Raw genomic sequence first — 24,530 nt, forward strand, 5'->3', positions numbered from 1 at the left:
GCCTGGCTGGGTCCCGCCGCCGACGCACCGAAGTCGGACGTGCGTGGGCCCCGGCGGTGGTGCGGTCAGGCGGTTGCTGGCGCCCGGCCGAAGCGGAAGGTTACGTCTGGCATGCGGCGCAGGCTGCGGATGCCCCAGGCCGCGCAGATGCCGACGAACAGGATCGTCAGGGCGGTGCTGAACACGCCGCGCGACAGGATTGCGAAATCCACGCCCATGTGTAGGAAGCCGATGCTCATGCCCGCGTCGATCAAGCGGCCCAGGCCCCACAGGGCGGCCGTTTGGGCGAAGACTCGGTTGAGGCCCGAGTGGTGGTGCAGCTGGGCCGGGAGCGCTACGAAGTCTCGGGCTAGGCGTTGGGTGATCGGGCGGCCTAGTAGGGCGCTGCCCAGGAACAGGGCCGCCATGAAGAGGGAGCCGATCACCGGCTGCACGAAATAGACCAGGGCGCTGGACAGCGCCAGCGCCACGCTTGCTCGGGCGCACAGTGAGCCCGCACAGACGAGCAGGGTGCCTGGCAGGTGGCGGCCGGAGATCCAGCGGATCGCCACCGTGATCGTGCACCAGCCGAGTACCGACAGCAGCGCCGGCAGGAGGCCGGCGGTGTGCAGCAGGATGTAGAGCAGGCCGGTGGGGACCAGAACTGTTTCGGCGAACAGCCGCGCCGCACGGACCAGGGCCGGCTTGATGGCGCCGACCTCTATGACGTGCGGGGCTGCGTCCGCGGCTTCCTTACAGAGAGTCATAGTTCCCGGGGGGATCGGGGGCAGGTGCGCTCACCGTAACCCAGGTTCCTGAGGCTGGCGAGAGGGCGGAGCGCATCTTGACGCGGCCCTGACCAGGCACGGGACGGTCTCGGCCCGTCTGGGCGTTTCCGCACGCTAGGCAAAGACAAACCCGCCACCGGTAGCTCTCGGTGACGGGTTCGCGACGCGTCGTCTGTCAGGCGCAGGCGGTCTTGATTTTCGTGGTGATGCCGGCCAGCACGGTCGTCACCTGGCCGGTCGGCGTCGGGTCGTCCGGGCGGTTCAGCTTCGTCATCGTCGCGGCACCCTCGGTGAGCGCGGCCTTGACGGGCGCCTCGATGTCCGTCGCGGCGAGTTCGGTCAGCTTCTCGGTCCACTTCTTGAACTCGCCACGAATCGACGTCTCGAGCTCGGCGACCTTGGCTTCCACCGCCGCTTGTTCGACGTTCTCGCCGTCGCCGACCAGCGCCTTCAGCTCGTCCCACTTGGTGGTGAACACCCTCGCGGCCGCCTCGCCCCCGGCGACGGCCTCGTCGCACGCGGCCTTGGTGGCGTCGGGCGCGCTGGCGGTCGCGCTCGGCACAGACGACGACGGCGCCGCCGCGTCGGCCTTCCCGTCGTCGGACCCGCATGCCGCCGCAGCACCCAGGACAACCAGACCCAACATCATCGCGCCGACAAGGCGTCGCATGATCGCTCCCAGAAATTGATGATCAAAATCGGGGAATGCTAGCGCGGCGTCAGCGCCTCTTCCTCGGCTGCCCATCGACCTCGCAAGGTGGCCAGCTCAGCCCGGTAGCGCGCCGCGTTGGCGACCTTGACGTCCTCGTACCCGCGGATCTGGTCGGGCAGTTCGGCGATCTCGACGGCCAGGGCATGGCGGCCGGGGGTCAGCCCGGCGACCAGATCCGCGACGACCGCTTCGTACTCGGCCAGCAGCGCCCGCTCCAGCCGCCGGACCCGCGCGTAGCCGAACACGTCCAGCGGCGTGCCGCGCACCGGCCGCAGCGCGCGCAGGGCGACGAACGCCGGCCGGAACCAGCGGCCCAGGGTCAGCTTGCGGCGCATACCGAGGGCACGGAAAACCGGGGGATGCAGCTTGTACGCGTACCGCGCGCCCGGGCCGAACTCGGCGGCGACCGCCTCGTCGAGGGCGGGGTCGAGGTTGAGCCGGGCCACCTCGTACTCGTCCTTGTACGCCATCAGCTTGTGCAACTGCCTGGCCACGGCCCGGCTCAGCGCGCCGTCGGCGCCCAGGGCCGCCTCCCGCGAGCGCACCCGGGCGACCAGGTCGACGTACCGCCGCGCGTACCCGGTGTTCTGGTAGGCGATCAGCTCCGCCACCCGGATCCGCAGCAGCCGCCCGAGTTCGGGGTCGCCGGCCGTGTCGACGCGGGCGACCAGGTCGAGCACGGCTGGATCCGGTGCGGGGGCCGGCGGAGCGGCCGGCGTGACGGCGGCGCGCACCGCGTCCGGGTCGGCGACGACCGCGCGGCCCCAACCGAAAGCGGCCAGCGACGCGGCCGGGTTGCGAGTGTTCTCCTGGATGGCCCGTTCCAGCGCGGCCCGGGACACCGGCAGCAGCCCGCGCTGCCAGGCGGCGCCGAGCACGATCAGGTTCGCCGGCATGCCGTCGCCGAAGAGGCGCTCGGCCAGCGACTCGGCGTCGAGGTAGACGTTGCGGTCCCGGTCGGTGCGCGCGTCGATGGCGCCGACCAGCGCGTCGAGCTCCGGGAACCGCTGTGCCGGCGAGATGACCATCGCGCCGGTCGGCACGGCGCTGGTCGAGACGACCGCGACCGTGCGCTCCGCCGACAGCACGGCGAGGTTGTCCGGTGCGGTCGCGCCGAGCAGGTCGAGCGCCAGGTAGACGTCCGCGCCGCCGCGCGCGGCCCGGTTGGAGCTCGCCTCCTTGTCCGCGTGGATCCGCACGTCGGACACGACCGGGCCGCCCTTCTGAGCCAGGCCGGTCTGGTCGAGACCGCGGACGTGCCGGCCGTCGAGGTGCGCCGCCGTGCTGAGCAGCCGGGCCGCGGTGACCACGCCGGTGCCGCCGATGCCGACGAACCGAACCGTCACCGAAGCGAAAGCCGGCGCCACGGGGTCCGCGACGGCGGGAGGAGGGAGAGACGACCGGCCGGCGGGGTCCGCGACGGCGGGAGGAGGGAGAGACGACCGGCCGGCGGGGTCCGCGACGGCGGGAGGAGGGAGAGACGACCGGCCGGCGGGGTCCGCGACGTCGGGAGGAGGGAAGGACGACCGGGCGGCGGGGTCCGCGATGTCGGGAGGACGGAAAGACGACCGGGCCGCGGGCGCCGTGACCGTCACTTCGACGAAGGCCGGGCAGTCGCCGTGCACGCACGTGTAGTCGGCGTTGCACGAGGACTGGTGGATCTGGGTCTTGCGGCCGAACTCCGTGTCCACCGGCCGCACGGACAGGCACTGCGACTTGTGCCCGCAGTCGCCGCAGCCCTCGCAGACCCGCTCATTGATCATGGTGCGCCGCTTCGGCGCCGGCAGGTCGCCCCTCCCGCGCAGCCGCCGCTTCTCCGCCGCGCACCGCTGGTCGTGCACGAGCACGGTCACGCCGGGCGTCGCGGCGAGCTCCTCCTGGGCCCGCATCAGCTCGGCGCGGTCGCGGACCTCGGCGATGGGCGCCAGCCGTACACCTCGGTAGCGCTGTGGCTCGTCGGTCGTGACGATCACGCGGCGGACCCCCTCGGCCGCCAGCCACCGGGTCAGGTCGGGCACCGACAGCGCCGGCCGCACCTCCTGGCCGCCGGTCATCGCGACCGCCGAGTTGTAGAGCAGCTTGTAGGTGATGTTGGTGCCGGCCGCCACCGACGCCCGCACCGCAAGCGAGCCGGAATGGTGGAACGTGCCGTCGCCCATGTTCTGGAAGATGTGCCCGGCCTCGACGAATGGCGCCTGCCCGATCCACTGGGCTCCCTCGCCGCCCATCTGGGTCGCGCTGACCACCTGGTCGCGCCGCTCCGGATGCAGCAGCACCATGGTGTGGCAGCCGATGCCGGCACCGACGAGCGCGCCCTCCGGCGCGGCGGTCGACAGGTTGTGCGGGCAGCCCGAGCAGTAGAACGGCGACCGGGTCGCCAGCAGTGGCAAAGCGGCCCGAGTCCGCGGGCGCGCCACCGCCTCCGAAGGCAGCAGGCCGAGCCGCCGCAGCCGAGCGCCGACGGCCGTCGCGATCGTGTCGCTGTCGAGCCCGCCGCCGGTCGGCAGCAGGGGAGCGCCGTTCTCGTCGCGCTTCCCGCGTACGACCGGGCGCCGTTCCAGGTCGTACAACAGGTCCCTGATCCCGGTCTCGACGAACGGGCCCTTCTCCTCGATGACCAGGATCTCCTCGAGGCCGGACGCGAACGCGCGAATCGCCGACGGCTCCAGCGGCCACACGACGTCGAGCTTGAGCACGCGGATGCCGTCTGCCACGCCGAGCCGGCGCAGCGCGTCGCGGAGCTCCAGATAGGCCGAACCCGACGCGACCAGCCCGATGCGGTCCGAAGGGGACTCGCACACGACGCGGTTCAGCCCGTTGTCACGCAGATAGGCCAGCAGCAGCGCCAGCCGCGGGCCCTGCAGCGTCGCCTCCTTGTCGAGGGATGCCTGGCCGAGCACCTCGGCGCTGGGCCGGTGCACGTACGGCCGGCCCTCGTGGAGCACCGTCGGCACGACCGGCTTGACCCGGTCCGGACCCGCGATCACCGACTCGATGGCGTCGGCCACCTGCGTGGTGACCTTCAGCGCCGTCCAGAGGCCGCTGGCCCGCGACGCGGCGATCGCGTGGCGGCCGAGGTCGAGCAGCTCCTGCACGTCCGACGGCTGGAACACCGGCATGCCCAGCGCGGCGAGCAGGGTCTCGCTGGCGGACGGCAGCGTCGACGACTTGTTGGTCGGGTCGTCGCCGCACAGGGCGAGCAGGCCGCCCAGGGGATGGGCGCCGGTGAAGTTGCCGTGCCGGAGCGCGTCGGCGGCGCGGTCGACGCCGGGCGCCTTGCCGTACCAGACACCGAGCACGCCCTGCCGGCGCGGATTCGGCAGCAGCGGCGCGAGCTGGCTGCCCCAGACGGCCGTCGCGCCGAGCTCCTCGTTCTGTGCCGGCTCGTGCACCACGTGCAGGTCCGGCCACCCCTTTCGGGCGCGGGCGAGCTCCTGGTCGAAGCCACCAAGCGGCGAGCCCGGATAGCCGGACACCAGGGCGGCCGTGTCGAGTGCGGCGGCGGCGTCGGCGCGGAGCTGGTCGGCGACCAACCGGACCATGGCCTGGGTGCCGGACAGAACCTCGGCAACCGGTGGATCGGATTTCACGTCACCATTCCTAGCCCATAGCCGAGCGCGATGCTATTTGAGTAAACGTTAACTACGGAAAGATGAAGATAAATCAATTGGCGTTCCGCCCCGCGGAATTCTACGGGAATCGGGGTACGCGACGCGATTAGCGACTCTACCTTTCAGAAGTGATCGAACCTCTGTCGTACGACGTGCGCGGCACCGGACCCGGACTCGTACTCGTGCACGGCACCGGCAGCACCGGCCTCAAGAGTTGGGGGACCGTGCTGGACGGTCTCGCGGCCCGGCACACGGTCGTCCTGCCGAACCTGCCGGGCTCCGGCGACACGCCGCCCGTCGCGAAGCTGGACGTGGCCGGCCTGGCCGACCGGGTGGTCGCCACCGCCGTCGCGGCCGGGCTGGATGACTTCGCCCTCGGCGGCGCGTCGCTCGGCGCCCCCATCGCGATCGCCGCGGCCGCCCGGCACCCGCAGCGGGTCTCCCGGCTGGTCAGCGTCGTCGGCTTCGCCCGGGCGCGGCCGACCCTGCGGCTCAACCTGGAGCTGTGGGGCGCGATGTTCGCCCGCGGTGACGCCGACCTGGGCAAGCTGCTGGTCGGCATGTCCTTCGCGGAGGAGTTCCTGGCCACGCTGACCGACGAGCAGCTCGACCGGTACGCGGCGACGCTGACCGCCGACCCGGCGCCGGGCACGGTCGCCCAGACCGACCTCGGGGCGCGCCTCGACGTCCGGGAAGACCTGGCGCGCGTCACGGCACCCACCCTGGTGGTCGTCGCCACGGGGGACCGGTGCGTCGCGCCCGTCCACTCGCGAGAGATCGCCGACGGCATCCCGGGCGCCCGGCTGGTCGAGGTGCCCGGCGGTCACGCGGCCCGGTTCGAGGACCCCGAGCGGACACTGTCCGTCATCGTCGACTTCCTCGAAACCACCACATAGGACAGATCAGGTTCACCGCGCCGTGATCATGGTGTAATCGTCCTGTGATTGGCGGATCGCAGATTGGCTTTCACCTATTCATCGGTGCAAGGAGAGCCAATGGCGCCCACCCCGCCGACCGACGCCGAGCTGGATGTGTTCATCCGGACCCGGCTTGCCTCCCTCGGAATCGACCTCGACCAACTGCCGCCCGGCACCTCCGACGACCCGGAGACCGGCGCGCCCGGCCGCGACTCCGTGCTCGCCTCGCTGCGCTCCTTCGTCCGGGGCACGATCACGCAGATCGCCGCCTACCAGCTGCCCGCGCCCGCCGGCACCGACCCGGTCGTGGCCCGCGCGCTGTCGCAGCAGCCGGCGCCGCTGCTCTACCCGTCGATCAGCACCGAGTGGAGCAAGCCATGAGCGTGGAGCCCGCCGACCGCACCGTCGACCGCCGGGCATTCCTGGCCCGCACCGCGGCCCTCGCGGCCGTCACCACCGCCGGCGCCGTGGCGCTGCCCGCCGTGGCCCGGGCGACCGGCGCGAAGAAGCCCAGCCTCGACAACGCGAACGCGTTCGTGCGACCGGGCTCGTACGGCGACCCGACCGAGCTCACCATCGCCGAGGCCGCGTGGCTCATCCGGGAGCGCCGGCTGCGGCCCGAGGAGCTGCTCGAGGCCCACCTGGCCCGGATCGCGGCGCACGACGGCACCTACCAGGCGTTCAACGTGGTCCTCGTCGAGCAGGCCCGGGAAGCCGCCCGGCGCCGGCCCGGTCGCGGTGCGCTGCAGGGGATTCCGCTGGCCATCAAGGACAACTACTACACCGCCGGGGTGCCTACCACCGCGAACTCGTACCTGTTCCAGGACTTCGTGCCGCCGTTCGACGCCACCGCCGTCGCCCGGTTGAAGGCGGCCGGCGGGATCGTGGTCGGCAAGACGCAGATGGGTCCCCTGGCCACGACGCGAGCGACCACACCGGACGGTGTGGTCACCACGGTGAACGCCTGGACCCCCACGAACCCGAACCAGGACCCCGGCGGCTCGTCGACCGGCACCGCCACCGCGGTCGCCGGCCGGCTGGTGACCTCGGGCATCGGCACCCAGACCGGTGGCTCGATCACCGCGCCGTCCAACGCGCAGAACCTTACGGGTATCAAGCCGACGATGGGCCGGGTGTCGCTGCACGGGATCATCCCGTTGAGCTACACCCGCGACCATCCCGGCCCGCTGGCCCGCGACGCCAAGGACGCCGCGATCATGCTGACCGCGATGGCGGGCGAGGACCCGGCGGACCCGCGTACGCAGGGATTGCCGGACGTGCCGAACCTGATCGACGCGGCCACCCCCGTCCGCCACCGGGGCGCGGTCAAGCTGCGGTGGAACACCCGGATCGGGGTGCCGCCCGGCTTCGCGACCGGTACGTCGGCCACCGCCCTGGCCCGCCAGGCGTTCCTGGCCGCACTGGCCGCGATCCCCGGCGCGACCGTGGTCGAGGTGCCGTTGCCGGACGAGTGGAACCTGTTGACCGGCAACACCTTCAACAACGTGCGGTTGCCCGAGCGCAGCGAGCCGTTCATGCCGTACCTGCGCGACGACCTGCGCGGTTTCGGTGTCTCGCTGACCGGGTGGCTGCAGGGCGCGCTGTTCGGCGGCAACGAGTTCCTGACCGGACAGCGGGCCAAGGTGTTGCTGCTGGAGCGGGTGCTGGACCAGATCTTCGACAAGTGCGACGTCGCGGTCCAGACCGGCCCTGTGCCGTTCGACATCATCGGGCTGCCGGAGATCGCGTTCCCGATCGGCTTCACCGCCGCCGGGGTGCCGATCGGCACGATCCTGGGCGGCCTCCCGTACGCGGAGGACCGGCTCCTCTCGATCGCGGCGGCGTACCAGGCGGTCACCGACTGGCACAAGCGGCGCCCGACCGACCCGCCGGCGGGGGCCGTGGCGGCTCGTGGGGCGGGCCTGCGGCTCACCGCCGACCAGGTGGCCGAGCTGTCGCAGTGACGTGCGCCGGGCCGGGTCTCGGTGAGAGGCCCGGTCCGGCTGTACACTGACCGTCATCGATGCGTCCCGCGTGCTCTACACCGGGCCCTTCCACCTGGCGCTGCGGAAGGCGATCCGCGAGCGTGGGCTGTCCCTCGACCGGGTGCGCGCCCATCTCGCGCGGCGCGGCGTCTCCATCGCGCTCTCCAGCCTCAGCGACTGGCAGACCGGCCGGTGCCGCCCGGTCAACGAGTCCACGGTGGCCGCTCTCGAGGACGTGCTCCGGCTGCCCCCGGGCGCGCTTTCCCGGTTGCTGCGAGTGCGCGGCAGCCTCGCTGACATCGGCCCCGTGGCTGAGCTGCTCGACGCCGTGGCCGACTCCCGTCCCGACGACCTCGAGCTGGTCAGCGTCCAGCAGCGGGTCGACGTCGACGACGACGGGCGGTTCGCGGGCCTGCGGGTCCGCACGGCCATCCGGGCCCTGCGTGACGGCGTCGACCGCTACGTGGCCCGCTTCTACGGCGACCGTGGCTGCGACCCGCACCTCGTGCGCACCCGGCCGCTGCGCAACTGCCGCCTCGGCCGCCGGCTCGTGCACCCGTCGGCACCGGCGATGGTCTACGAGCTCGTCTTCGACGACGCGTTGCGGGCCGGTGAGACGTGGGTGTTCGAGAGCCGGCTGGTCGACCCCGGCGCCGCCCGGTGCTCCGAGCTCGCGTTCGGTTTCCGCTACCCGGCCGAGCAGTGCCTGCTGGAGGTGCAGTTCCATCCCGCCGCGCGGCCGGCCGGCACCCGGGCGTTCGCCCAGTTCGACCTGGCCGACCAGCGCCACGTGCTCGGCGGGCTGACGCTGAGCCGGCAGCACGCCGTGCACCTCATCGCGTCGGGCGTCGACTCGGGCGTGCTGGGCATCGCCTGGGACTGGGCACCTTAGGGATCGGTGCGGGGCCGGTCAAGGCGCGGAATTCCGACGGTTGCCGGCGGCCGCGCTCCGGTGCGACAAAGACCGGCAGAGCGACCGTCCCCGCTCGTCGAAGGAGTGAGTCACGCCCATGACCTCACGAAGAATCGCTTCAGTGGCCGCCATCCTGGTGTTCGGTGCCGCCACGCCCGCGCACGCCGCGCCGGAACACCGTGGTCAGTTGCCCTTGATCGAGGCCGCGACGCTGGTGCGTGCCGCCGCCGCCGCGCCGTCGTCCGGCCTCGCCTCCATCGTCATCGAGGAGAAGTCCGTCGCCGTCTGGTGGAAGGGCGCCGTGCCCGCTCCGGTGCTGACGGCGATCGCCAAGGCCAGAGCCATCGCGCCGGTACGCATCGCCCGTGCGGCCTACTCCAAGGTGGAGCTGCTGGCCGCGTCCGCGACCATCGAGCAGCAAATGCGCAACGATCCCGGTTTCCACGGCATCAAGGCCCAACCCGACGGCTCCGGCCTGATCGTCAAGGTCGACGCCGTCCGCGCCCGTACCCTCGCGGCCGTCGACGTCCCGGTCACCTTCAGCGTGGAAGACCGGCTGCGCCCCGTCTCCCGGGGTGACGACGGCGCACCGTGGTCGGGCGGCGCCCGGATCATCAACACGAGCATCGGTGCCGGCTGCACCGCCGGCTACGGCGTCAACACCCCGAGCGGCCCGGCCGTGCTGACCGCCGGCCACTGTGGCCAGCCCGGCAACCGCATCACCGACGGCGCCGGGGAGTTCATCGGCAACATCGGCGGCGACGACAACACGTTCGACGTGCTGGTCGTCCCGACGAACGCGGCCAGCAACCGGATCTACGTGGGTGGCGGCAACAGCAACCAGCAGCTCACGGTCACCGGCGGCGGCGCTCCGTTCGTCGGTGAGCGGCTGTGCCAGTCCGGCTACACCAGCGCGAACACCGTCGGCGGCCAGATCTGCAACCTCCAGGTCCGGTTCGAGGGCACGGACTCGCAGCGCCTCTGGGAGGCCACCCAGCTCGACGGTCAGGTCGCCGCGCGCCCCGGCGACAGCGGCGGCCCGGTCTACCTGGACCGCGGCGACGGCACGGTGACCGCTCGCGGCACCACCACCCGGGTCGCGGGCTCCGGCTTCGGCTTCGCCGGTTTCGAGAAGGCGCAACAGCGGTTCGGTGTCTCGATCCCCGGCGGCACCGGCGGCGGCCGCACCGGCCAGGTGGTCAGCGCCGCGACGAACAAGTGCTTGGACATCAACGCCAGCGGTACGGCCGACGGCACGAAGATCCAGATCTGGGGCTGCAACGGTACGGGCGCGCAGCGGTGGACGATCGGTGCCGACGGCACGGTCCGGGGCCTCGGCAAGTGTCTCGACGTGCGGTCGAGCGGCACCGCCAACGGCACCGTCGTGCAGCTCTGGGGCTGCAACGGCACGGGCGCGCAGGTCTGGTCGGCGGGTGCCAACGGCTCGCTGGTCAACCCGCAGTCGGGCCGCTGCCTCGACGTGGCCGGCGGCGGCACGGCCGACGGCACCCAGATCCAGATCTGGGACTGTGTCGGCGTCGCCAACCAGCGCTGGACCTTGCCCTAGCTTTCGCGGGGGCCGCCGGCCGGCGGCCCCCGCTCGCTCCCGGAATGCGTACGGGTGGTGGCGCTGCCTACACTCGATGATCGTGGACGCCTTGGATCCGAAGGCGATCGCGGCGAAGCTGATGGGCGAGCCGATCGCCGGTGCCGACGACGCGCGGGTGGCCGATGCCATGCGGCGCTTCGACCGGCACTCGCGCGAGCGCGAAGGGCTGCGCCGGCACGCCGAGCCACCCCCAGACGATCCACCGCAGACGGTCGACTCCTAGAGGTGGAGTCGCAGGCCACCGTCTCGCCGTCGGTTACGTACGCGGCCGTGCTGGTCGTGCTCGTCGTGGTCGCCGCGGCGGTGGCCGCGCTCGCCCGGCTGCGGGTGTCCCGCGCGCTCGTGGTGGCCAGCCTGCGCGCGGTGGTGCAGCTCGCCGCGATCTCGTTGCTGATCATCGCGGTGCTGCGGTCGTGGGGGCTGACCGTGGTCTTCGTGGCCTCGATGCTGACGATCGCCGCGTTCACCTCCGGCGGCCGGGTCGGTCGGCGGTCGCCGCTCGTCGCGGTGCCGATCCTGGCCGGCACGCTGCCCGTGCTCGCGTTGATCCTCGTCACGGGCACGGTGCCGGTGACTCCGATCGCGGTGGTCCCGATCGCCGGCATCCTGATCGGCGGTGCGATGACCGCGACCTCGTTGTCGGGCCGGCGCGCGCTCGAGACGCTGCGCACCCGCCACGGGGAGTACGAGGCGGCCCTGGCGCTGGGCTTCTCCGACCGGGACGCGGCCCTGGAACTGTGCCGGCCGAGCGCCGCCGAGGCGCTGGTGCCGGCGCTGGACCAGACCCGGACGGTCGGGCTGGTCACGCTGCCGGGCGCGTTCGTGGGCGTACTCCTCGGTGGCGCCAGCCCGATCGAGGCGGGCGCGGCGCAGCTATTGGTCCTCGTCGGCCTGCTCGCGGTGGAGACGATCGCGGCGGTGCTGACCGTCGAAATCGTCGCGCGTGGAGCGCTGAACAGCTGAAGGAAGGGCCCCTTGTTAACGCTTTCCGCAGCGCAAGGGACCCTTGTTAACACCTCCCGTCCCACGCGCCCGTAACACAACTCCAGTCCCACAAGCGGCAAAAGTGAAGTTTACCGATTAAAACGGAACAAACTTCGCAAAGGGGTTAGTGTCGGTCATGGCCCGACCTTCGTCGGGCAAATGGGGCACCGGGCAAGGGAAGGTACATCGAATCATGTCGAAGAAATTCCTGGGCAAGGTCATCGCCACAGCCGCGCTCAGCGGCGCGGCGCTGCTCATCGCGCCCGGCATCGCGCTGGCCGCCGACGAGCCGGGCAGCCACGACTGGCCGCAGGCGTGTGCCGCGCAGGCCGACGAGCACGGCAAGCCGGGCGCGGAGGCCAAGCCGGGCGCCGAGGGCAGGCCGGAGGCCAAGCCCGAGTCGGCCAAGGCTGACGAGAACGGCAAGCCGGGCGGTGGCGAGGACAAGAAGGAGTGCGACGCTCCCAAGGGCTGGGTCGACGGTGGTGCCGGTGGCGCCAGCACCGACGTCAAGCTCTTCACCGCGGGCGGCACCCTGCTGGGCGCGGCGTCGCTGGGCGGGCTCGTTCTCCTGCGTCGTCGCCGGACCGATGGCTCGCTGGCCTAAGTTCACGACGGGGCAAACCGGCGGCCGCCACGAGAAATTGTGGCGCGCCGCCGGCGCCGTCCTCGTCGCCGTAACCGCCCTCGCCGGAGCGGGTCTGCTCGGCGCGTCCTTCAGCGAGACGCCCGTGCCGCCACAGCCGGCCGCCGCGGACGCGATGTTCGACCCCGCCGTCCCGGCACCGACGGGCAGCCCGACCGGGAGCCCATCCGGCAGCCCGACCGCACCGGTCGCCCTCGCCCGGTCCGAGCCCGCGTCCATCCACATCAGCCGGATCGGCGTGAAGGCGAAGATCATGAGCCTGGGCCTCAACAAGGACGGCACCCTGCAGGTGCCGCCGTTGAAGAAGGCCGACCTCGCCGGCTGGTACTCGTTGGGCGCCTCGCCCGGAGAGATCGGCAACGCGGTCGTCGTCGGCCATGTGACGACCAAGGACAACACGGCGGTCTTCTTCCGCCTGGGCGAGCTGCGCAAGGACGACAAGATCATGATCAAGCGCAAGGACGGCAGCATGGCCAACTTCGTCGTCGACGGCGTCAAGGCGTACCCGAAGAAGAAGTTCCCGACCGCGCTCGTGTACGGGCCGAACCAGCGGGCCGGCCTGCGCCTGGTCACCTGTGGTGGAAACTTCGACGCCAAGGCCAGCAACTACCTGGACAACGTGATCGTCTTCGCGACGGCCGCCTGACGACGCCGTGCTTGTTTCCGCTGCCCGGAGGGTGGGTAGCTCTTGTCGGCGATGAACGAGGACCGGCGACTCAACGACCGATACCGGCTCGATCGCCGGATCGCGATCGGTGGTGCCTCCGAGGTGTGGCGCGGTCGCGACGAGACGCTCGGCCGGCCGGTCGCGGTCAAGGTGATGGCCGCCGAGGGTAGTCACGAGGTGGTGCTGGCGGAGGCCCGCTCCGTGGCGGCGCTGGGCCACCCGAACATCGCCGAGGTCTTCGACATCGGCGTCTGGAGCGTCCCCGACGGCCCGGCGATGCGCTACATCGTCATGGAGCTCGCCGAGGGTGAGACGCTCGCCCGGCACCTGCGGTCCGGGCCCCTCGACTGGCAGATCGCGGTGCGGGTCTGCGCCGAGGTCAGCGCGGCGCTCGCCGCGGCCCACCTGGCCGGTCTCGTGCACCGCGACGTCAAGCCGGCCAACGTCGTGCTGACCCCGTACGGCGTCAAGGTCCTCGACTTCGGCATCTCGATCGCCGCCGGCAGCCTCGACGGCCACTCCGACGGCGCGATCGTGGGCACGCCGGCGTTCATCGCGCCGGAACGCTTCCGGGGCCTGCCGGCGGCCCCTTCGAGCGACATGTACGCGCTCGGCGTGCTGCTCTTCCTCTGCCTCGCCGGCCGGCTGCCGTTCCCGCCGCTGCTCATGTCGGGCCGCCGGGTCGCGGCCCCACCGATGGAGCCACCGCGCCTGCCGGCGATCCCGGGCCTGCCCAGCGAGGTCGCCGACATCTGCCTGTCCTGTTTGGACTCCGACCCGACCGCCCGCCCGAGCAGCTTCGCGGCGGCCCTGCTGCTGGCCGACGCCGTCGACGCCCGCGTGCACCTGCCGCCGCTTGCCTCACCCGCGCCGGTCGACGATGCCGAAGAACTGCTCTCCCCGTGGACCTGCACGGCGGCGGAGGCCCCGACGGACCTGGCGGAAGCCGAAGCCGAGGCCGAATCCGAAGCCGACGAAGAGGCCGTCGGTCGCCACCGGGCCTGACATTCGCGCGGGCTGCCCCGTCGGAGGGGAGTAGGCAACAACCGACGGCACAGGAGTACGCACCATGGACGCACGTTTGAACCTGTTCGGCAGCCCGGTCGCGACCAAGGCTTTCAAGTACCTCTCGTCGGCCGGCAAGGCGGCCGCCGACTCGACCCTGCCCGCCGCGACGCAGGAGCTGGTCCGGCTGCGGGCCAGCCAGATCAACGGTTGCGCCGTCTGTGTCGACATGCACACCAAGGACGCCGCGCACGCCGGTGAGAGCGCGTTGCGGCTGCACCTGGTCGCCGCCTGGCGCGAGGCCACCGTGTTCACCGACGCGGAGCGGGCGGCACTGGAGCTGGCCGAGCAGGGAACCCGGATCGCCGACGGCGGCGGTGGCATCACGGACGAGGCGTGGGCGAACGCCGCCAAGCACTACAACGAGGACGAGCTCGCCTCCCTGGTGCTGACGATCGCCATCATCAACACCTTCAACCGCGTGAACGTCCTCACCCAGCAGCCGGCCGGCGACTACGTGCCCGGCCAGTGGGGCTGAGGACTACTGGCGGCGAGGGGCGACCGGGGCGGACAGCCCCGCGCTGAACAACCGGTCGTCCACCTCGTTGAGGGACAACTTCAGCGCACCGAGAGCCACGGAGTCCGCGCCGAGCGTCGAGGCGCGGACTTCCGGCATCCGGATGCACAGCCGCTCGAGCTCTTTGCGCAGCGGGTCGAGCACGAGATCCGCCGACCGGGAGAAGCCGCCGCCGAAGACGACCACCTGCGGGTCCAAGGTGAGCACGAGCGCCGCGGCGCCCACCGCCAGGTCCTTGACGTAGCGGTTGACCGCGGCCCGTGCGGCCCGGTTCCCGTCGCGGGCCGCGTTGAAGACCCAGGCCGCCGCGTCGTCGGGGCTCACGGTCGACGGGACGCCGGCGCAGTTCTGCAGGTGCGCCGGCGCGTCCAGCCACCGCACCTGCTTGAGCGCGCCGATCTCGCCCGCCGCGCCGCCGAACCCCCGGCGCAGCACGCCGTCGATGATCAGGCCCGCGCCGTTGCGCATGCCGCCGAGCAGATAGACGATGTCGTCCGCGTCGCGGGCCGCGCCTTTCCAACGCTCGGCCAACGCGGCCAACTTACAGTCGTTCTCGACCAGGATCGGGCAGGTGAACCGGGCGCCGAGATGGCTGGCCAGGTTGACCTGCTGCCAACCGGGCAGGGGGGTGAAGAAGCTGGTCTGCCCGGCCGCGTCGACGGCACCGGTGACCGCGACCGTCACCGCCCAGATGTCGCCGAACGACTTGCCGGCCTCCGACACGCACGCGTCGATCACGCTGTCGAGCTCGGCGAGCCGCTCTTCCGGCCCGGCATCGGGCGAGACGGAGTGCCGCACCGTGTGCACGATGTCGCCGTCGAGGTCGGCCAGCAGCGCCAATATTTTGTGGGCACCCACGTCGACGCCGAGCACGTGGCCGGCGTCCGCGCGGAACTGATAGCGGCGCGCCGGCCGGCCGACCGCGCTGCTGGCTCCGGGCTCGAGCACGCTGGCCCAGCCGTCCGTGACCAGCCCCTGGGCGATGACGTCGACGGCCGGCCGGGACAGCCCCGTGCGCTGCGACAGCTCGGTGACGGTGGACGGCGGGTGCTGACGCAGCGCGCGCACGATGCTCAGCGAGTTGAGCTCGCGCAGCCGCGACAGGTCGGTGCCGGTCGTCGCCAGTTCTGTCACGTCACGTCCCTTTTCCCAAGTACGCTTTTTTCCAAATACGCTTTGACCTTTACAAAATAGCAAGCCTCACGAAATGGGGTACGCGGCCGCCGCCGGGCTGACGGCGCCGGTGAAGTCCGCGACCCGCCCGTCGATCGTGAACTCGTAGCGACCGAGCCGCCGGACGTCCGGACGCGTCGACAGATACGTCTTCATGTCGTCGAGCTCGCCCGGCGTCAACCACGACGGCGGGTCCGACACCGCCCGGAACCGGCTCACGTCGGCCAGGTCCCGCAGCCACGCGAGCTGCTGGTCGGTGAGCAGGTTGAGCCGGCTCCGGAAATAGATCACGTCCGGGTCGACCTCGACCAGCGGCTGGTGCCACAGGCGGTGCATCGTGTTGACGACGGCATTGCGGGCCATCGCGTCGGACGGGTCGTCGCTGGCGTAGTTCTGCCACATCGGCGCCACGTCCGGTCCGCTGCGCAGCCCGTCGAGGATGCCCAGCGACGGCAGCAGGATCGCGCCGCTGCCGAGCAGGTAGACGTCGTCGCCGGCGACCTGGCGCACGAGGGCCAGGGCGTCGCGGTACGTCTGTTCCCGCTCGGCGTCGTCGACACGTACTCCTGGCACCGCTCCGGCATTGATGAAGTCGAGCTTGAGATAGCGGAAACCCCACTCGTGGACCACACGGTGGATCAGCGACCCGAGATAGTCGAGCGCGTCCGGGCGCGAGAGGTCCAGGGCGTGGTAACCCGTGCCCCAGTTGTGCCCGGCGATCACCAGGTCGCCCCGGTCGTCGCGCAGCAGGAGTGACCGCGGCACGCCCGCCGTGGGGAGCGCGATGAACGGCGCGAGCCACAGCCCGGCCACCATCCCGACGTCGGTGATCCGGTCGACCAGCGCCCGCATGCCCGACGGGAACTTGTGGTTGGGCTGCCAGTCGCCGACCAGGCGCTCCCAGCCGTCGTCGACCTGCACGACGTCGAACGGCAGGCCGCGCAGGTCGGTGATGTCCTTGGCGAGCTGCTGTTCGGTGATGGTCTCGTAGTACGCGTACCAGGAGCACCAGACGTTGCCCGCCCGGCGGGTGCTGCTGCCGAGCCGCTCCGCCAGGTGCCGCGTGTACGCGGCGAACACCTCGTCCTCGGGCCCGTAGGCGGCGAACCACGGTGCGGCGCCGCGCTCGTACCAGCCGGCCAGGGTGTCGCGGTCGGCCGTCAGGCGGGGAGTGCCCAGGCCGAGCGCGCCCAGCAGCAGGACGTTGCCGTCGCCGGTGTCGAGCGCCGCCACGGCGGAGGAGTGGTGCCGGGCCGGGTCGTCCCAGACGTCGTCGTCGGCCGTGACCCGCCGTTGCGGGTTGGCGATGCGCAGCGGTGGCTCGCTCAGCCGCCGCCAGCCACAGGGGCTCCAGGAGTTCTGGCCGTGCCGGTAGAACAGGGCGTCACCCAGTCCGTGCAACAAGGCGACGCGTCCGGGCGGGAGGATCAGACCCCCGTCGGCTGCTTGCGGGCTGCCGGTGCCGTCGTGTTCGAGGGCGAAGGTACGCCCGGCCAGCTCGATCAGCAGTGCCATTGTTCTCCTCGGCGATGTGAGAGAGGTGCGGCGGAGCAGGGCCCCGCCGCACCGGGTTGGGCTACTTGAAGAGCTGGTTGACCTGGTCGTTGGCCTTCTTCATCGCGGAGGCCGAGTCGGTCTGGCCGAGCACGGCCGACTGGATGGCGTCCTGCACGATCTGGCTGACCTCGCTGCCGTGGTCGGTGATCGGCAGGAAGAAGGTGCCGCCGGGTGCCGCGGCCTCGTCGATGAACGCCTGCACGTCGCGGCCCTTGCTCTTGTGGGCCTCCAACGCCTTCTCGCTGGCGTCCTTGATGGCCGGGAAGACCACCGCGTTGCCGCCGACGATGTTCTGGCAGTCGGGGGAGGCGAGGAACTTGACCCACTTCCAGGCCTCGTCCTTGTGCTCGGTGCCCGTCCAGATCGCGTCCGAGAGGCCGTTGATCGCCGACTTGCGGCCCTGCGGACCGGCCGGCAGCGGCGCGAACGCGAACTTCAGCTTCGCGGTGTCACCGAGGTAGCTGTTGATCATCCAGGAGCCGGTGATCGTGATGGCGCCCTTGCCCGCGTTCATCAGCGCGTCGTTGGTGAGCGTGGAGGCCTTGTCCAGCGCGGGGCTGTAGCCCTTGGCGATCAGTGACTTGTACCAGTCGATCACCTGGGCCAGCCGCGGGTCGTCGTACTTGTACTGCGTGCCCCACGGGTTCTTGTCGAGGTACGTGAAGCCGAGCGAGGCGGCGAAGTTGCCCCAGCCGTTCTGGCCCTGCGAGCCGTCCTTGAACTCGGGCAGGAAGCCGAACGTCTTGACCTTCGACTTGTCGAACGCGGGGTCCAGGCCGTTCTTGCCGTTGGCGTCCACCGTGGCCTTGGCGATGAGCTGCTCGAACGTACCCCCGTCGGTGGGGTTCCAGGTCAGGTCCTTCAGGCTCGCCGCGTCGACGCCCTGCGCCTTGAGGTGCTCGGTGTTGAAGACCAGGGCCATGGTGTCCCAGTCCTTCGGGAGCCCGTAACGGGCGCCGTCCTTGGTGAACAGGTCAGCCAGGCCGCCCTGGTACTGGGACAGGTCGATCTTGTCGGCGTCGACGTACGGCTGGAGGTCGAGGATCTGGCCCGAGGTGACGAACTGCGGGTAGTACGAGCCCTGGTTGGTCCACACGTCGGGCGCCTCGCCGGCCGCGAGCTGGGTGGTCAGGTTCTGCCAGTACTGGTCCCAGGCCGACTGCGTGATCCGGATCGTGATGTTCGGGTTCGCGGTCTTGAACGCGTCGGCACAGGCCTGGTACGACGCCTTCTGGTTGTCGTCCCACAGCCAGTAGTCGAGCGTCACGGCGCCGCCGGCCTCGTCGCCGGAGTCGTCGCTGCTGCAGGCGGCCAGGCCGGCCAGGCCGGCGGCCATCGCCAAGGACAGCAGCGCTGTCCCGGCGCGTGATCTGCGGATCATCTCGTCCTTCTCTCTCTGCGGGGGAAAGGGGTTACTTGCTACCGGTGAAGTTCAGTGACTGGACCAGGCGCTTGCCCATGAAGATCAGCAGGATCAGGACCGGCAGGACCGACAACGTCGAGGCGGCCATCAGGCCGGTCCAGTCGGGTGTGGTGTTGGGCGACTGCTGGCGGAACACGCCGAGCGCCACGGTGACGAGCCGGTTCTCCTCGCCCCGGCCGACCAGCAGCGGCCAGAGGAAGTCCTTCCAGGCCCAGACGATCGTGGTGAGCCCGATGGTGATCAGGGGGCCGCGGCTCATCGGCAGCGCGATGCGCCAGAAGATGCCCCACGGGCCGTTGCCGTCGAGGATCGCCGCCTCCTCCACGTCGCGGGGGAGCGACAGGAAGAACTGGCGCAGGAAGAACACCGCGAACGGCGTCATCAGGATCGTGGGAGCGACCATGCCGGCCATCGTGTTGATCAGGCCGAGGTCCTTGACCAGGATGAAGTTGGGCAGCAGCGTGAAAATCGGCGGGACCATCAGGGCGGCGATCAGGATCGCGAAGACCGCGTCGCGGCCCGGGAAACGCAGCCGGGCGAAGGCGTATCCGGCCATCGCGCAGAACAGCGTCTGGCAGCCCGCGATCAGTCCGCAGTAGATGATCGAGTTGAGCAGGTAGCGGGCGAAGTCGATCTTCGCGCCGGAGCCGCCGGCGGCGCGGGCCTCGGCCTCGGTGGTCAGGCCCAGCACCCGCAGGAAGTTGATGAACGTCGGGTCGTGCGGCAGCAGCGAGGAGTTGTCGGTGAAGAGGTCGGCGGCGGGGGTCAGCGCGGTGCGGACCATCCACCAGAACGGGAAGACCGTGACCACGACGAACGTGATCATCGCGATCCAGGCGACGACCCGGCCGGTGGTGAGCTTTCGACGAGTACGCATGCCGGCCCCCTACGCCAGGTCCGAGCGGGACGCGCGGAGCAGGCGCATCTGGATCGCGGTGAGCACGCCGAGGATCAGCGCGAGGCAGATCGCCGCCGCGGCGGCATAGCCCATGTGGAAGTAGCGGAACGCCTGCTCGTAGATGAAGTAGTAGATGACCCGGGTCGCCGAGACCGGGCCGCCGAACGTGGTGACCGCGATCGTGTCGAAGATCTGGAACGACCCGATCAGCGAGACCACGAGCACCAGCGCCAGGACCGGGCGCAGCAGCGGCAGCGTGATCCGCCGGAACATCCGCCACTCGTTGGCGCCGTCGATCGCGGCGCTCTCGTAGAGGTACTGCGGTATCTGCAGCATCCCGGCGTAGAGCAGCAGCGCCGTGTACCCGGTGTAGGCCCAGGTGTTGATGGCCGCGACCGTCGGCATCGCCCAGGCCGCGTCGGTGAAGAACCCGACCGGGCCGACCCCGAGCGAGGTGAGCAGGTTGTTGACGAACCCGAGGTTGGTGTCCAACAGCCACATCCAGAGCAGGCCCACGGTGACGTTGGGTACGAGCCATGGCAGCAGCAACGCCGCCCGCAGCACCGTCGAGCGGGTCAGCCGGTGCATGAGCGACGCGACACCCAGCGCGAGCAGCGTCTGTGAGCCGATGTTGAGGACCACGTACCAGACGGTGACCAGCAGCGAGTGCCAGAACTGGCCGTCCTGGGCGAGCTCCGTGTAGTTGTCCGCGCCCACGAACGAGGGCTGGTTGAGCATCGTGTAGTCGGTGACCGAGTACCAGAGCCCGCGGATCGCCGGGTAGCCGTAGAAGACGGCGAAGCCCACCAGCACCGGTAACAGGAACCACCACGCCGCACGACGGTCGTCGCGCCGTTTCGTCGTCTTCATAGATCGCCTCTGATCCATCTCGGTTGGCTCTTGCCAGCCGCCCCGTTCTCGAATAATGATGTAGACCTTCGAAATTTTGTCAACACCTCTTCGTATTACTTCAGAAACCGCCGAGGAGGCCGAGCGATCATGATCCGCCGTGCCCTGCGCCTGTCGATAGCCCTGCTCGCGGCCCTGGTGGTCGCCTCGGGCACCCCCGCCGTGGCCCACCCGCCGTCGTCTCATCCACAGTGGACGCCGCTGGCCTACGCGCCCGCGCCAGCCGACAACCCGCTCAAGGGATTCCTGCCGTACGCCGGCAGCTACGAGACCTTCCCGTACAGCATGGAGTGGTTCTACCTGCCGCTGCGCGACGTGATGACCGGCCCGAAGCAGTTCAACTGGGCCGCCCTCGAACAGCAGCTCGACGACATCGCGTCGCGCGGCCACCAGGCCGTGTTCCGCTTCTACCTCGACTATCCGGGCAAGCCGACCGGCATCCCGCAGTACCTGCTCGACCAGGGCCTGCTCACCCGCCCGTACCCCGACTTCGGCAACAACGGCGTCAGCGTCTCGCCGGACTACACCGACCCGCGGCTGGTCTCCGCGCTGGAGAGCTTTATCGGCGCCCTGGGCCGGCGGTACGACGGTGACCCGCGGATCGGGTTCATCACGCTGGGCCTGGTCGGCTTCTGGGGCGAGTGGCACACCTGGCCGTACGACGGCTGGACCCAGCCGGAGAACTGGATGCCCGGCACCGACGTGCTGACCCGCGTCCTGAGCCGCTACGAGACCGCGTTCGACGAGACCCGGCTGCTGGCCCGCTATCCGAGCCCGGAGAACAAGACCCTCGGCATCGGCTACCACGACGACTCGTTCGCCTTCGAGACCCTGCCCAACCAGTCCTGGCACTTCGTGCAGCGCCTGATCGACCAGGGCGTGACCGAGAAGTGGCGCGACGAGCCCATCGGCGGCGAGCTGAGGCCCGAGATCCAGTCGTGCCTGTGGGACCAGCCGGTCAGCTGCGGCCAGTACGAGGACTACGCCGAGTCCGTGGCCCAGACCCACGCGTCCTGGCTCATCAACCACGCCGCGTTCGCCGGCGCCGGCTACTCGGGCGACAACAAGGCCCGCGCCCTGGCCGCGTCCCGCTCGTTGGGCTACGAGCTGACCGTCACCGCGGCGGCGGTGTCCCGTGACCGCGTGTCCGTGAAGGTGGCCAACCGCGGCGCCGCGCCGTTCTACTACGACTGGCCCGCCGAGCTCGCCGCCCTCGACAGCCGGGGCCGCGTCGTCAAACGCTGGCACACCAACTGGTCGATGACGGGCATCCAGCCCGGCGGGGCCCCCACGCTGAAGTCGGCCCGGATCGACACCCGTGGCCTGCGCCGGGGCAGCTACGACATCGTCCTGCGCGTCCCCAACCCGCTGCGCGGCGGCATCCCGTTGCGCTTCGCGAACACCAGCCAGGACAACGAGTCCGGCTGGCTCCACCTCGGTGCCGTCACGACCCGCTGACGGCACGCACCTGTTCCTAACTCCGTCCCGAAGGGAACACGGTTCATGGCATCACTACGCAAGTTGTTCGTCACCAGCGCCGCGGTGCTCACCCTGGTGCTGGCGTCGAGCACCGCGGTCGCCGCGCCGGCGGGCCCACCGTCCCGCCCGCCGGCCGGCCCCGGACCCGACACGAGCCTGACCACCCACTCCTACACCTACGCCGACGCCCCGCTCGGGCAGCCGCTCAAGGGCTTCGCCCCCTACCTGTTCCCGGGCGACAACCTGGGCGCGAAGTATCCCGGGGGCCTCGTCTGGAGCTACTTCGCACTCAACGAGGTGATGAAGGACCCCACGAGCTGCTCGGTCTTCGACTGGAGCGTCTTCGAGAAGGCGCTCGACGAGGCCGCCGTCTGGGGCCGGCAGGTCGCCTTCCGGTTCTACGTCGAGTATCCCGGCGGCAGCGGCACCCACCCCGGCAACGGCATCCCGCCGTGCCTGAACGGCAAGATGGCGTTGCGTACCAACGGTTTCTGGGGCACCGTCAGCCCGGACTACGACGACCCCGACGTCATCGCGGCGCTCACCAGCTTCATCAACGCCTTCGCGAACCGCTACGACCGGGCCGGCCCGGGTGGCACGGCGGACCCGCGCATCGGCTTCATGACGATGGGCCTCGTCGGTCTCTGGGGTGAGTGGCACACCTGGCCCTACGACCGCGACACCGCTGACGGCTACCCCAACCTGATGCCGACCGACACCACCATCCGCACCCTGATGGGCGCGTTCGACACCGCGTTCAACAACATCCAGCTCGAGGTCCGCTACCCGCTGGCCGGCACCGAGAACGCGAACATCGGCTTCCACGACGACTCCTGGCCGTACAAGGAGTGGCGCGGCAACGCGCTGAAGGGGATGACCCTGCCCGTCTCGATGAACGGCTGGGACGACGCGTTCCTCCAGCTGCAGCTCAACACCGGCACCGAGAACCGGTGGGTCACCCAGTCGATCGGCGGCGAGGCCCGGCCCGAGATCCAGGGCAGCCTGTACGCCAACTGGCCGGGCGGCTCGGGCCAGGTCGACGACGTGCTCGCCGCGACCGAGCTCACCCACATCAGCTGGATGATCAACCAGACCGGCGCCGGCGGCTACAGCACCGGCGACGCGAACGTGGCCGCGGGCGTCCGCAAGATGGGCTACAACCTGCACATCCCGCAGGCCAACTTCAACAGCAGCGCCTCGGGCACGTTCAAGGTCGGCGTCACCATGCAGAACAACGGCGTGGCGCCGTTCTACTACCCGTGGACGACGGTCATCGGCCTGCGCAACGCGTCCGGGGCGATCGTCAAGACCTGGGACACCAACTGGGACCTGCGGCAGGTGCAGCCGCTGCGGATCCGGGCGTTCCCCGACTGGAACGTGGGCGGCAACCCGACCTATCTCGACTTCGGCCGCCCGGTCAACTTCTCCGCGAACCTCAGCACGGCCGGCGTGCCCGCGGGCTCGTACAGCCTCGTGTTGAAGGTCCGCAACCCCCTCGAGACCGTGACACCCGAGGTGCTGCGGGCGCGGCCGGCCGCCAGCCGGCTGACCGACTGGATCATCGACCAGTGGCGCCCGGCCCTGCCGCTCTCGTTCGCCAACGCCAACCAGGGCACGGACGGCTGGGTCAACCTCGGCAACATGACCACCGGCGGGTGTACGGGTGACTGCACGGCGCCGTCGGTGCCGTCCGGGCTCGCGGTGACCGGGGTGACGAACACGAGCGTGTCCCTGTCGTGGTCGGCGTCCACGGACAACGTCGGTGTGACGGGCTACCAGGTGTTGCGCAACGGTGTGCTGGCCGGTTCGCCGACAGGCACGTCGTTCACCGACACCGGTCGTTCGCCGGGGCAGACGTATCAGTACCAGGTGCGGGCGGTCGACGCTGCGGGCAACCAGTCCGGTTTGTCTTCCACGGTGTCGGGGACCACGAGCGGCTGCTCGGGTGACTGCACCGCACCGAGTGCGCCCACCCTTTCGTCGCCCAGCAAGACGGACACCACGGTCTCGTTGTCGTGGACCGCGTCGACGGACAACGTTGGCGTGACGGGTTATGAGGTGTTCCGGGGTTCGACGTTGGTGGGCAGTCCGACGGGGACGTCGTTCACCGACACGGGATTGACGGCTTCGACGGCATATTCGTACACCGTGAAGGCGCGGGACGCGGCCGGGAACCGGTCCGCGGCCAGCAATACCGTCACGGTGACGACGAATGCCGGGACGCCACCGCCGACCGGCCTCGTGCTGGACAACTTCGACGGGACACCGGCGTACCCGTCGGCGGCCCTGAACGATCTGGGCAAGTGGACCGGCGGCAACTGCTTCCTCGACGGCGGTGGCTCGGGCGCGGTGTCCGGCGGGGCGTTGAGCCTGCGCTACAACAACTGCGGCTGGTTCGGCTCCGACGTCGGTGTGGACCTGAGCTCGCGGACGTATCTGGTCGTGCGGGTCAAGGGTGCTGCCGGTGGGGAGCAAACCCACTTCAACCTCGGTCTCGGTGGGTCGACGAAGGTGTTCGGCGACTTCACGTTGGACGGTGGTGCCCACCCGGTCATCACGACCAGCTATCAGGACATCCGCATCCCGATGGCGACCAACGGGATCAACCGCAACTCGCCGTCGCAGCTCGCGATGGGCTTCTGGTACGGCGGCAACTCCACCATCTCCATCGACCACATCAGCTTCGAGTAGGGGAGAG

The 24,530-nt window shown here is 70.7% G+C and carries 21 protein-coding genes; 13 read left to right on the forward strand and 8 right to left on the reverse strand.

The window, feature by feature from the left end; translation table 11 throughout:
- Positions 1–65 precede the first annotated feature (65 nt).
- The 3 genes from CHC05_RS26465 to CHC05_RS26475 form a co-directional block, all read right to left on the reverse strand.
- Positions 66–746: a DUF3159 domain-containing protein gene (locus CHC05_RS26465; protein WP_089253282.1), complete on the reverse strand. Its 681-nt coding sequence runs from the start codon at positions 744–746 to the stop codon at positions 66–68.
- A 196-nt stretch (positions 747–942) separates the two neighbouring features.
- Positions 943–1,512 carry a hypothetical protein gene (locus tag CHC05_RS26470; protein ID WP_144022783.1) on the reverse strand — a complete coding sequence of 190 codons (570 nt, stop codon included), beginning with the start codon at positions 1,510–1,512 and terminating at the stop codon, positions 943–945.
- On the reverse strand, positions 1,476–5,069 hold the full coding sequence (locus CHC05_RS26475; RefSeq protein WP_089253284.1) for an indolepyruvate ferredoxin oxidoreductase family protein: 3,594 nt from the start codon (positions 5,067–5,069) through the stop codon (positions 1,476–1,478). Before CHC05_RS26475 ends, CHC05_RS26470 begins: the two co-directional genes overlap by 37 nt.
- 149 nt (positions 5,070–5,218) lie before the next feature.
- On the opposite strand from CHC05_RS26475, the gene CHC05_RS26480 reads away from it, so the two are divergent.
- The 11 genes from CHC05_RS26480 to CHC05_RS26525 all read left to right on the forward strand — a co-directional run bounded on the left by CHC05_RS26480 (position 5,219) and on the right by CHC05_RS26525 (position 14,354).
- Complete coding sequence (locus CHC05_RS26480) at positions 5,219–5,986, forward strand: alpha/beta fold hydrolase (protein WP_218824691.1); 768 nt, start codon at positions 5,219–5,221, stop codon at positions 5,984–5,986.
- A gap of 99 nt (positions 5,987–6,085) precedes the next feature.
- Complete coding sequence (locus tag CHC05_RS26485; RefSeq protein ID WP_089253285.1) at positions 6,086–6,388, forward strand: hypothetical protein; 303 nt, start codon at positions 6,086–6,088, stop codon at positions 6,386–6,388.
- Positions 6,385–7,971 (forward strand): amidase, encoded by a 1,587-nt coding sequence (locus CHC05_RS26490; RefSeq protein ID WP_089253286.1) that lies wholly within the window; start codon positions 6,385–6,387, stop codon positions 7,969–7,971. The genes CHC05_RS26485 and CHC05_RS26490 overlap by 4 nt, the downstream gene beginning before the upstream one ends.
- 70 nt (positions 7,972–8,041) lie before the next feature.
- The gene (locus tag CHC05_RS26495) at positions 8,042–8,884 is read left to right on the forward strand and encodes a helix-turn-helix domain-containing protein (protein WP_089253287.1); all 843 of its coding nucleotides are present in this window, start codon (positions 8,042–8,044) and stop codon (positions 8,882–8,884) included.
- A gap of 142 nt (positions 8,885–9,026) precedes the next feature.
- The gene (locus CHC05_RS26500) at positions 9,027–10,472 is read left to right on the forward strand and encodes an RICIN domain-containing protein (RefSeq protein WP_245871232.1); all 1,446 of its coding nucleotides are present in this window, start codon (positions 9,027–9,029) and stop codon (positions 10,470–10,472) included.
- A gap of 82 nt (positions 10,473–10,554) precedes the next feature.
- Positions 10,555–10,737 (forward strand): hypothetical protein, encoded by a 183-nt coding sequence (locus CHC05_RS26505; protein WP_144022784.1) that lies wholly within the window; start codon positions 10,555–10,557, stop codon positions 10,735–10,737.
- A gap of 2 nt (positions 10,738–10,739) precedes the next feature.
- A complete protein-coding gene (locus CHC05_RS26510; RefSeq protein ID WP_089253289.1) occupies positions 10,740–11,477 on the forward strand; it encodes an ABC transporter permease in 738 nt (245 codons plus the stop codon).
- Between the two features lie 214 nt (positions 11,478–11,691).
- Entirely contained in the window at positions 11,692–12,105 is a 414-nt protein-coding gene (locus CHC05_RS40920) for a hypothetical protein (protein WP_144022785.1), read from the forward strand.
- Complete coding sequence (locus CHC05_RS26515; protein WP_089253290.1) at positions 12,089–12,790, forward strand: class F sortase; 702 nt, start codon at positions 12,089–12,091, stop codon at positions 12,788–12,790. The genes CHC05_RS40920 and CHC05_RS26515 overlap by 17 nt, the downstream gene beginning before the upstream one ends.
- 51 nt (positions 12,791–12,841) lie before the next feature.
- On the forward strand, positions 12,842–13,816 hold the full coding sequence (locus CHC05_RS26520) for a serine/threonine-protein kinase (RefSeq protein WP_089253291.1): 975 nt from the start codon (positions 12,842–12,844) through the stop codon (positions 13,814–13,816).
- Between the two features lie 64 nt (positions 13,817–13,880).
- Positions 13,881–14,354, forward strand: coding sequence for a carboxymuconolactone decarboxylase family protein (locus CHC05_RS26525; RefSeq protein ID WP_089253292.1), 474 nt, complete (start codon positions 13,881–13,883; stop codon positions 14,352–14,354).
- A 3-nt stretch (positions 14,355–14,357) separates the two neighbouring features.
- Here the strand turns inward: CHC05_RS26525 and CHC05_RS26530 are convergent, their stop codons facing one another.
- The 5 genes from CHC05_RS26530 to CHC05_RS26550 all read right to left on the reverse strand — a co-directional run bounded on the left by CHC05_RS26530 (position 14,358) and on the right by CHC05_RS26550 (position 20,314).
- Complete coding sequence (locus tag CHC05_RS26530; protein WP_218824692.1) at positions 14,358–15,527, reverse strand: ROK family transcriptional regulator; 1,170 nt, start codon at positions 15,525–15,527, stop codon at positions 14,358–14,360.
- A gap of 66 nt (positions 15,528–15,593) precedes the next feature.
- Positions 15,594–17,081 carry a glycoside hydrolase family 36 protein gene (locus tag CHC05_RS26535; RefSeq protein ID WP_089253293.1) on the reverse strand — a complete coding sequence of 496 codons (1,488 nt, stop codon included), beginning with the start codon at positions 17,079–17,081 and terminating at the stop codon, positions 15,594–15,596.
- 61 nt (positions 17,082–17,142) lie between these two features.
- A complete protein-coding gene (locus CHC05_RS26540) occupies positions 17,143–18,504 on the reverse strand; it encodes an ABC transporter substrate-binding protein (RefSeq protein ID WP_089253294.1) in 1,362 nt (453 codons plus the stop codon).
- Between the two features lie 31 nt (positions 18,505–18,535).
- Positions 18,536–19,423, reverse strand: a complete 888-nt coding sequence (locus CHC05_RS26545; protein WP_089253295.1) for a carbohydrate ABC transporter permease — start codon at positions 19,421–19,423, stop codon at positions 18,536–18,538.
- Positions 19,424–19,432: 9 nt separating this feature from the next.
- Positions 19,433–20,314 carry a carbohydrate ABC transporter permease gene (locus CHC05_RS26550; RefSeq protein WP_218824693.1) on the reverse strand — a complete coding sequence of 294 codons (882 nt, stop codon included), beginning with the start codon at positions 20,312–20,314 and terminating at the stop codon, positions 19,433–19,435.
- A gap of 129 nt (positions 20,315–20,443) precedes the next feature.
- On the opposite strand from CHC05_RS26550, the gene CHC05_RS26555 reads away from it, so the two are divergent.
- Positions 20,444–21,811, forward strand: coding sequence for a DUF4832 domain-containing protein (locus tag CHC05_RS26555; RefSeq protein ID WP_089253297.1), 1,368 nt, complete (start codon positions 20,444–20,446; stop codon positions 21,809–21,811).
- 45 nt (positions 21,812–21,856) lie between these two features.
- On the forward strand, positions 21,857–24,523 hold the full coding sequence (locus CHC05_RS26560) for a fibronectin type III domain-containing protein (RefSeq protein ID WP_089253298.1): 2,667 nt from the start codon (positions 21,857–21,859) through the stop codon (positions 24,521–24,523).
- Positions 24,524–24,530: the final 7 nt, after the last annotated feature.

This window comes from Asanoa hainanensis (assembly GCF_900188485.1).
GTDB lineage: Bacteria > Actinomycetota > Actinomycetes > Mycobacteriales > Micromonosporaceae > Asanoa > Asanoa hainanensis.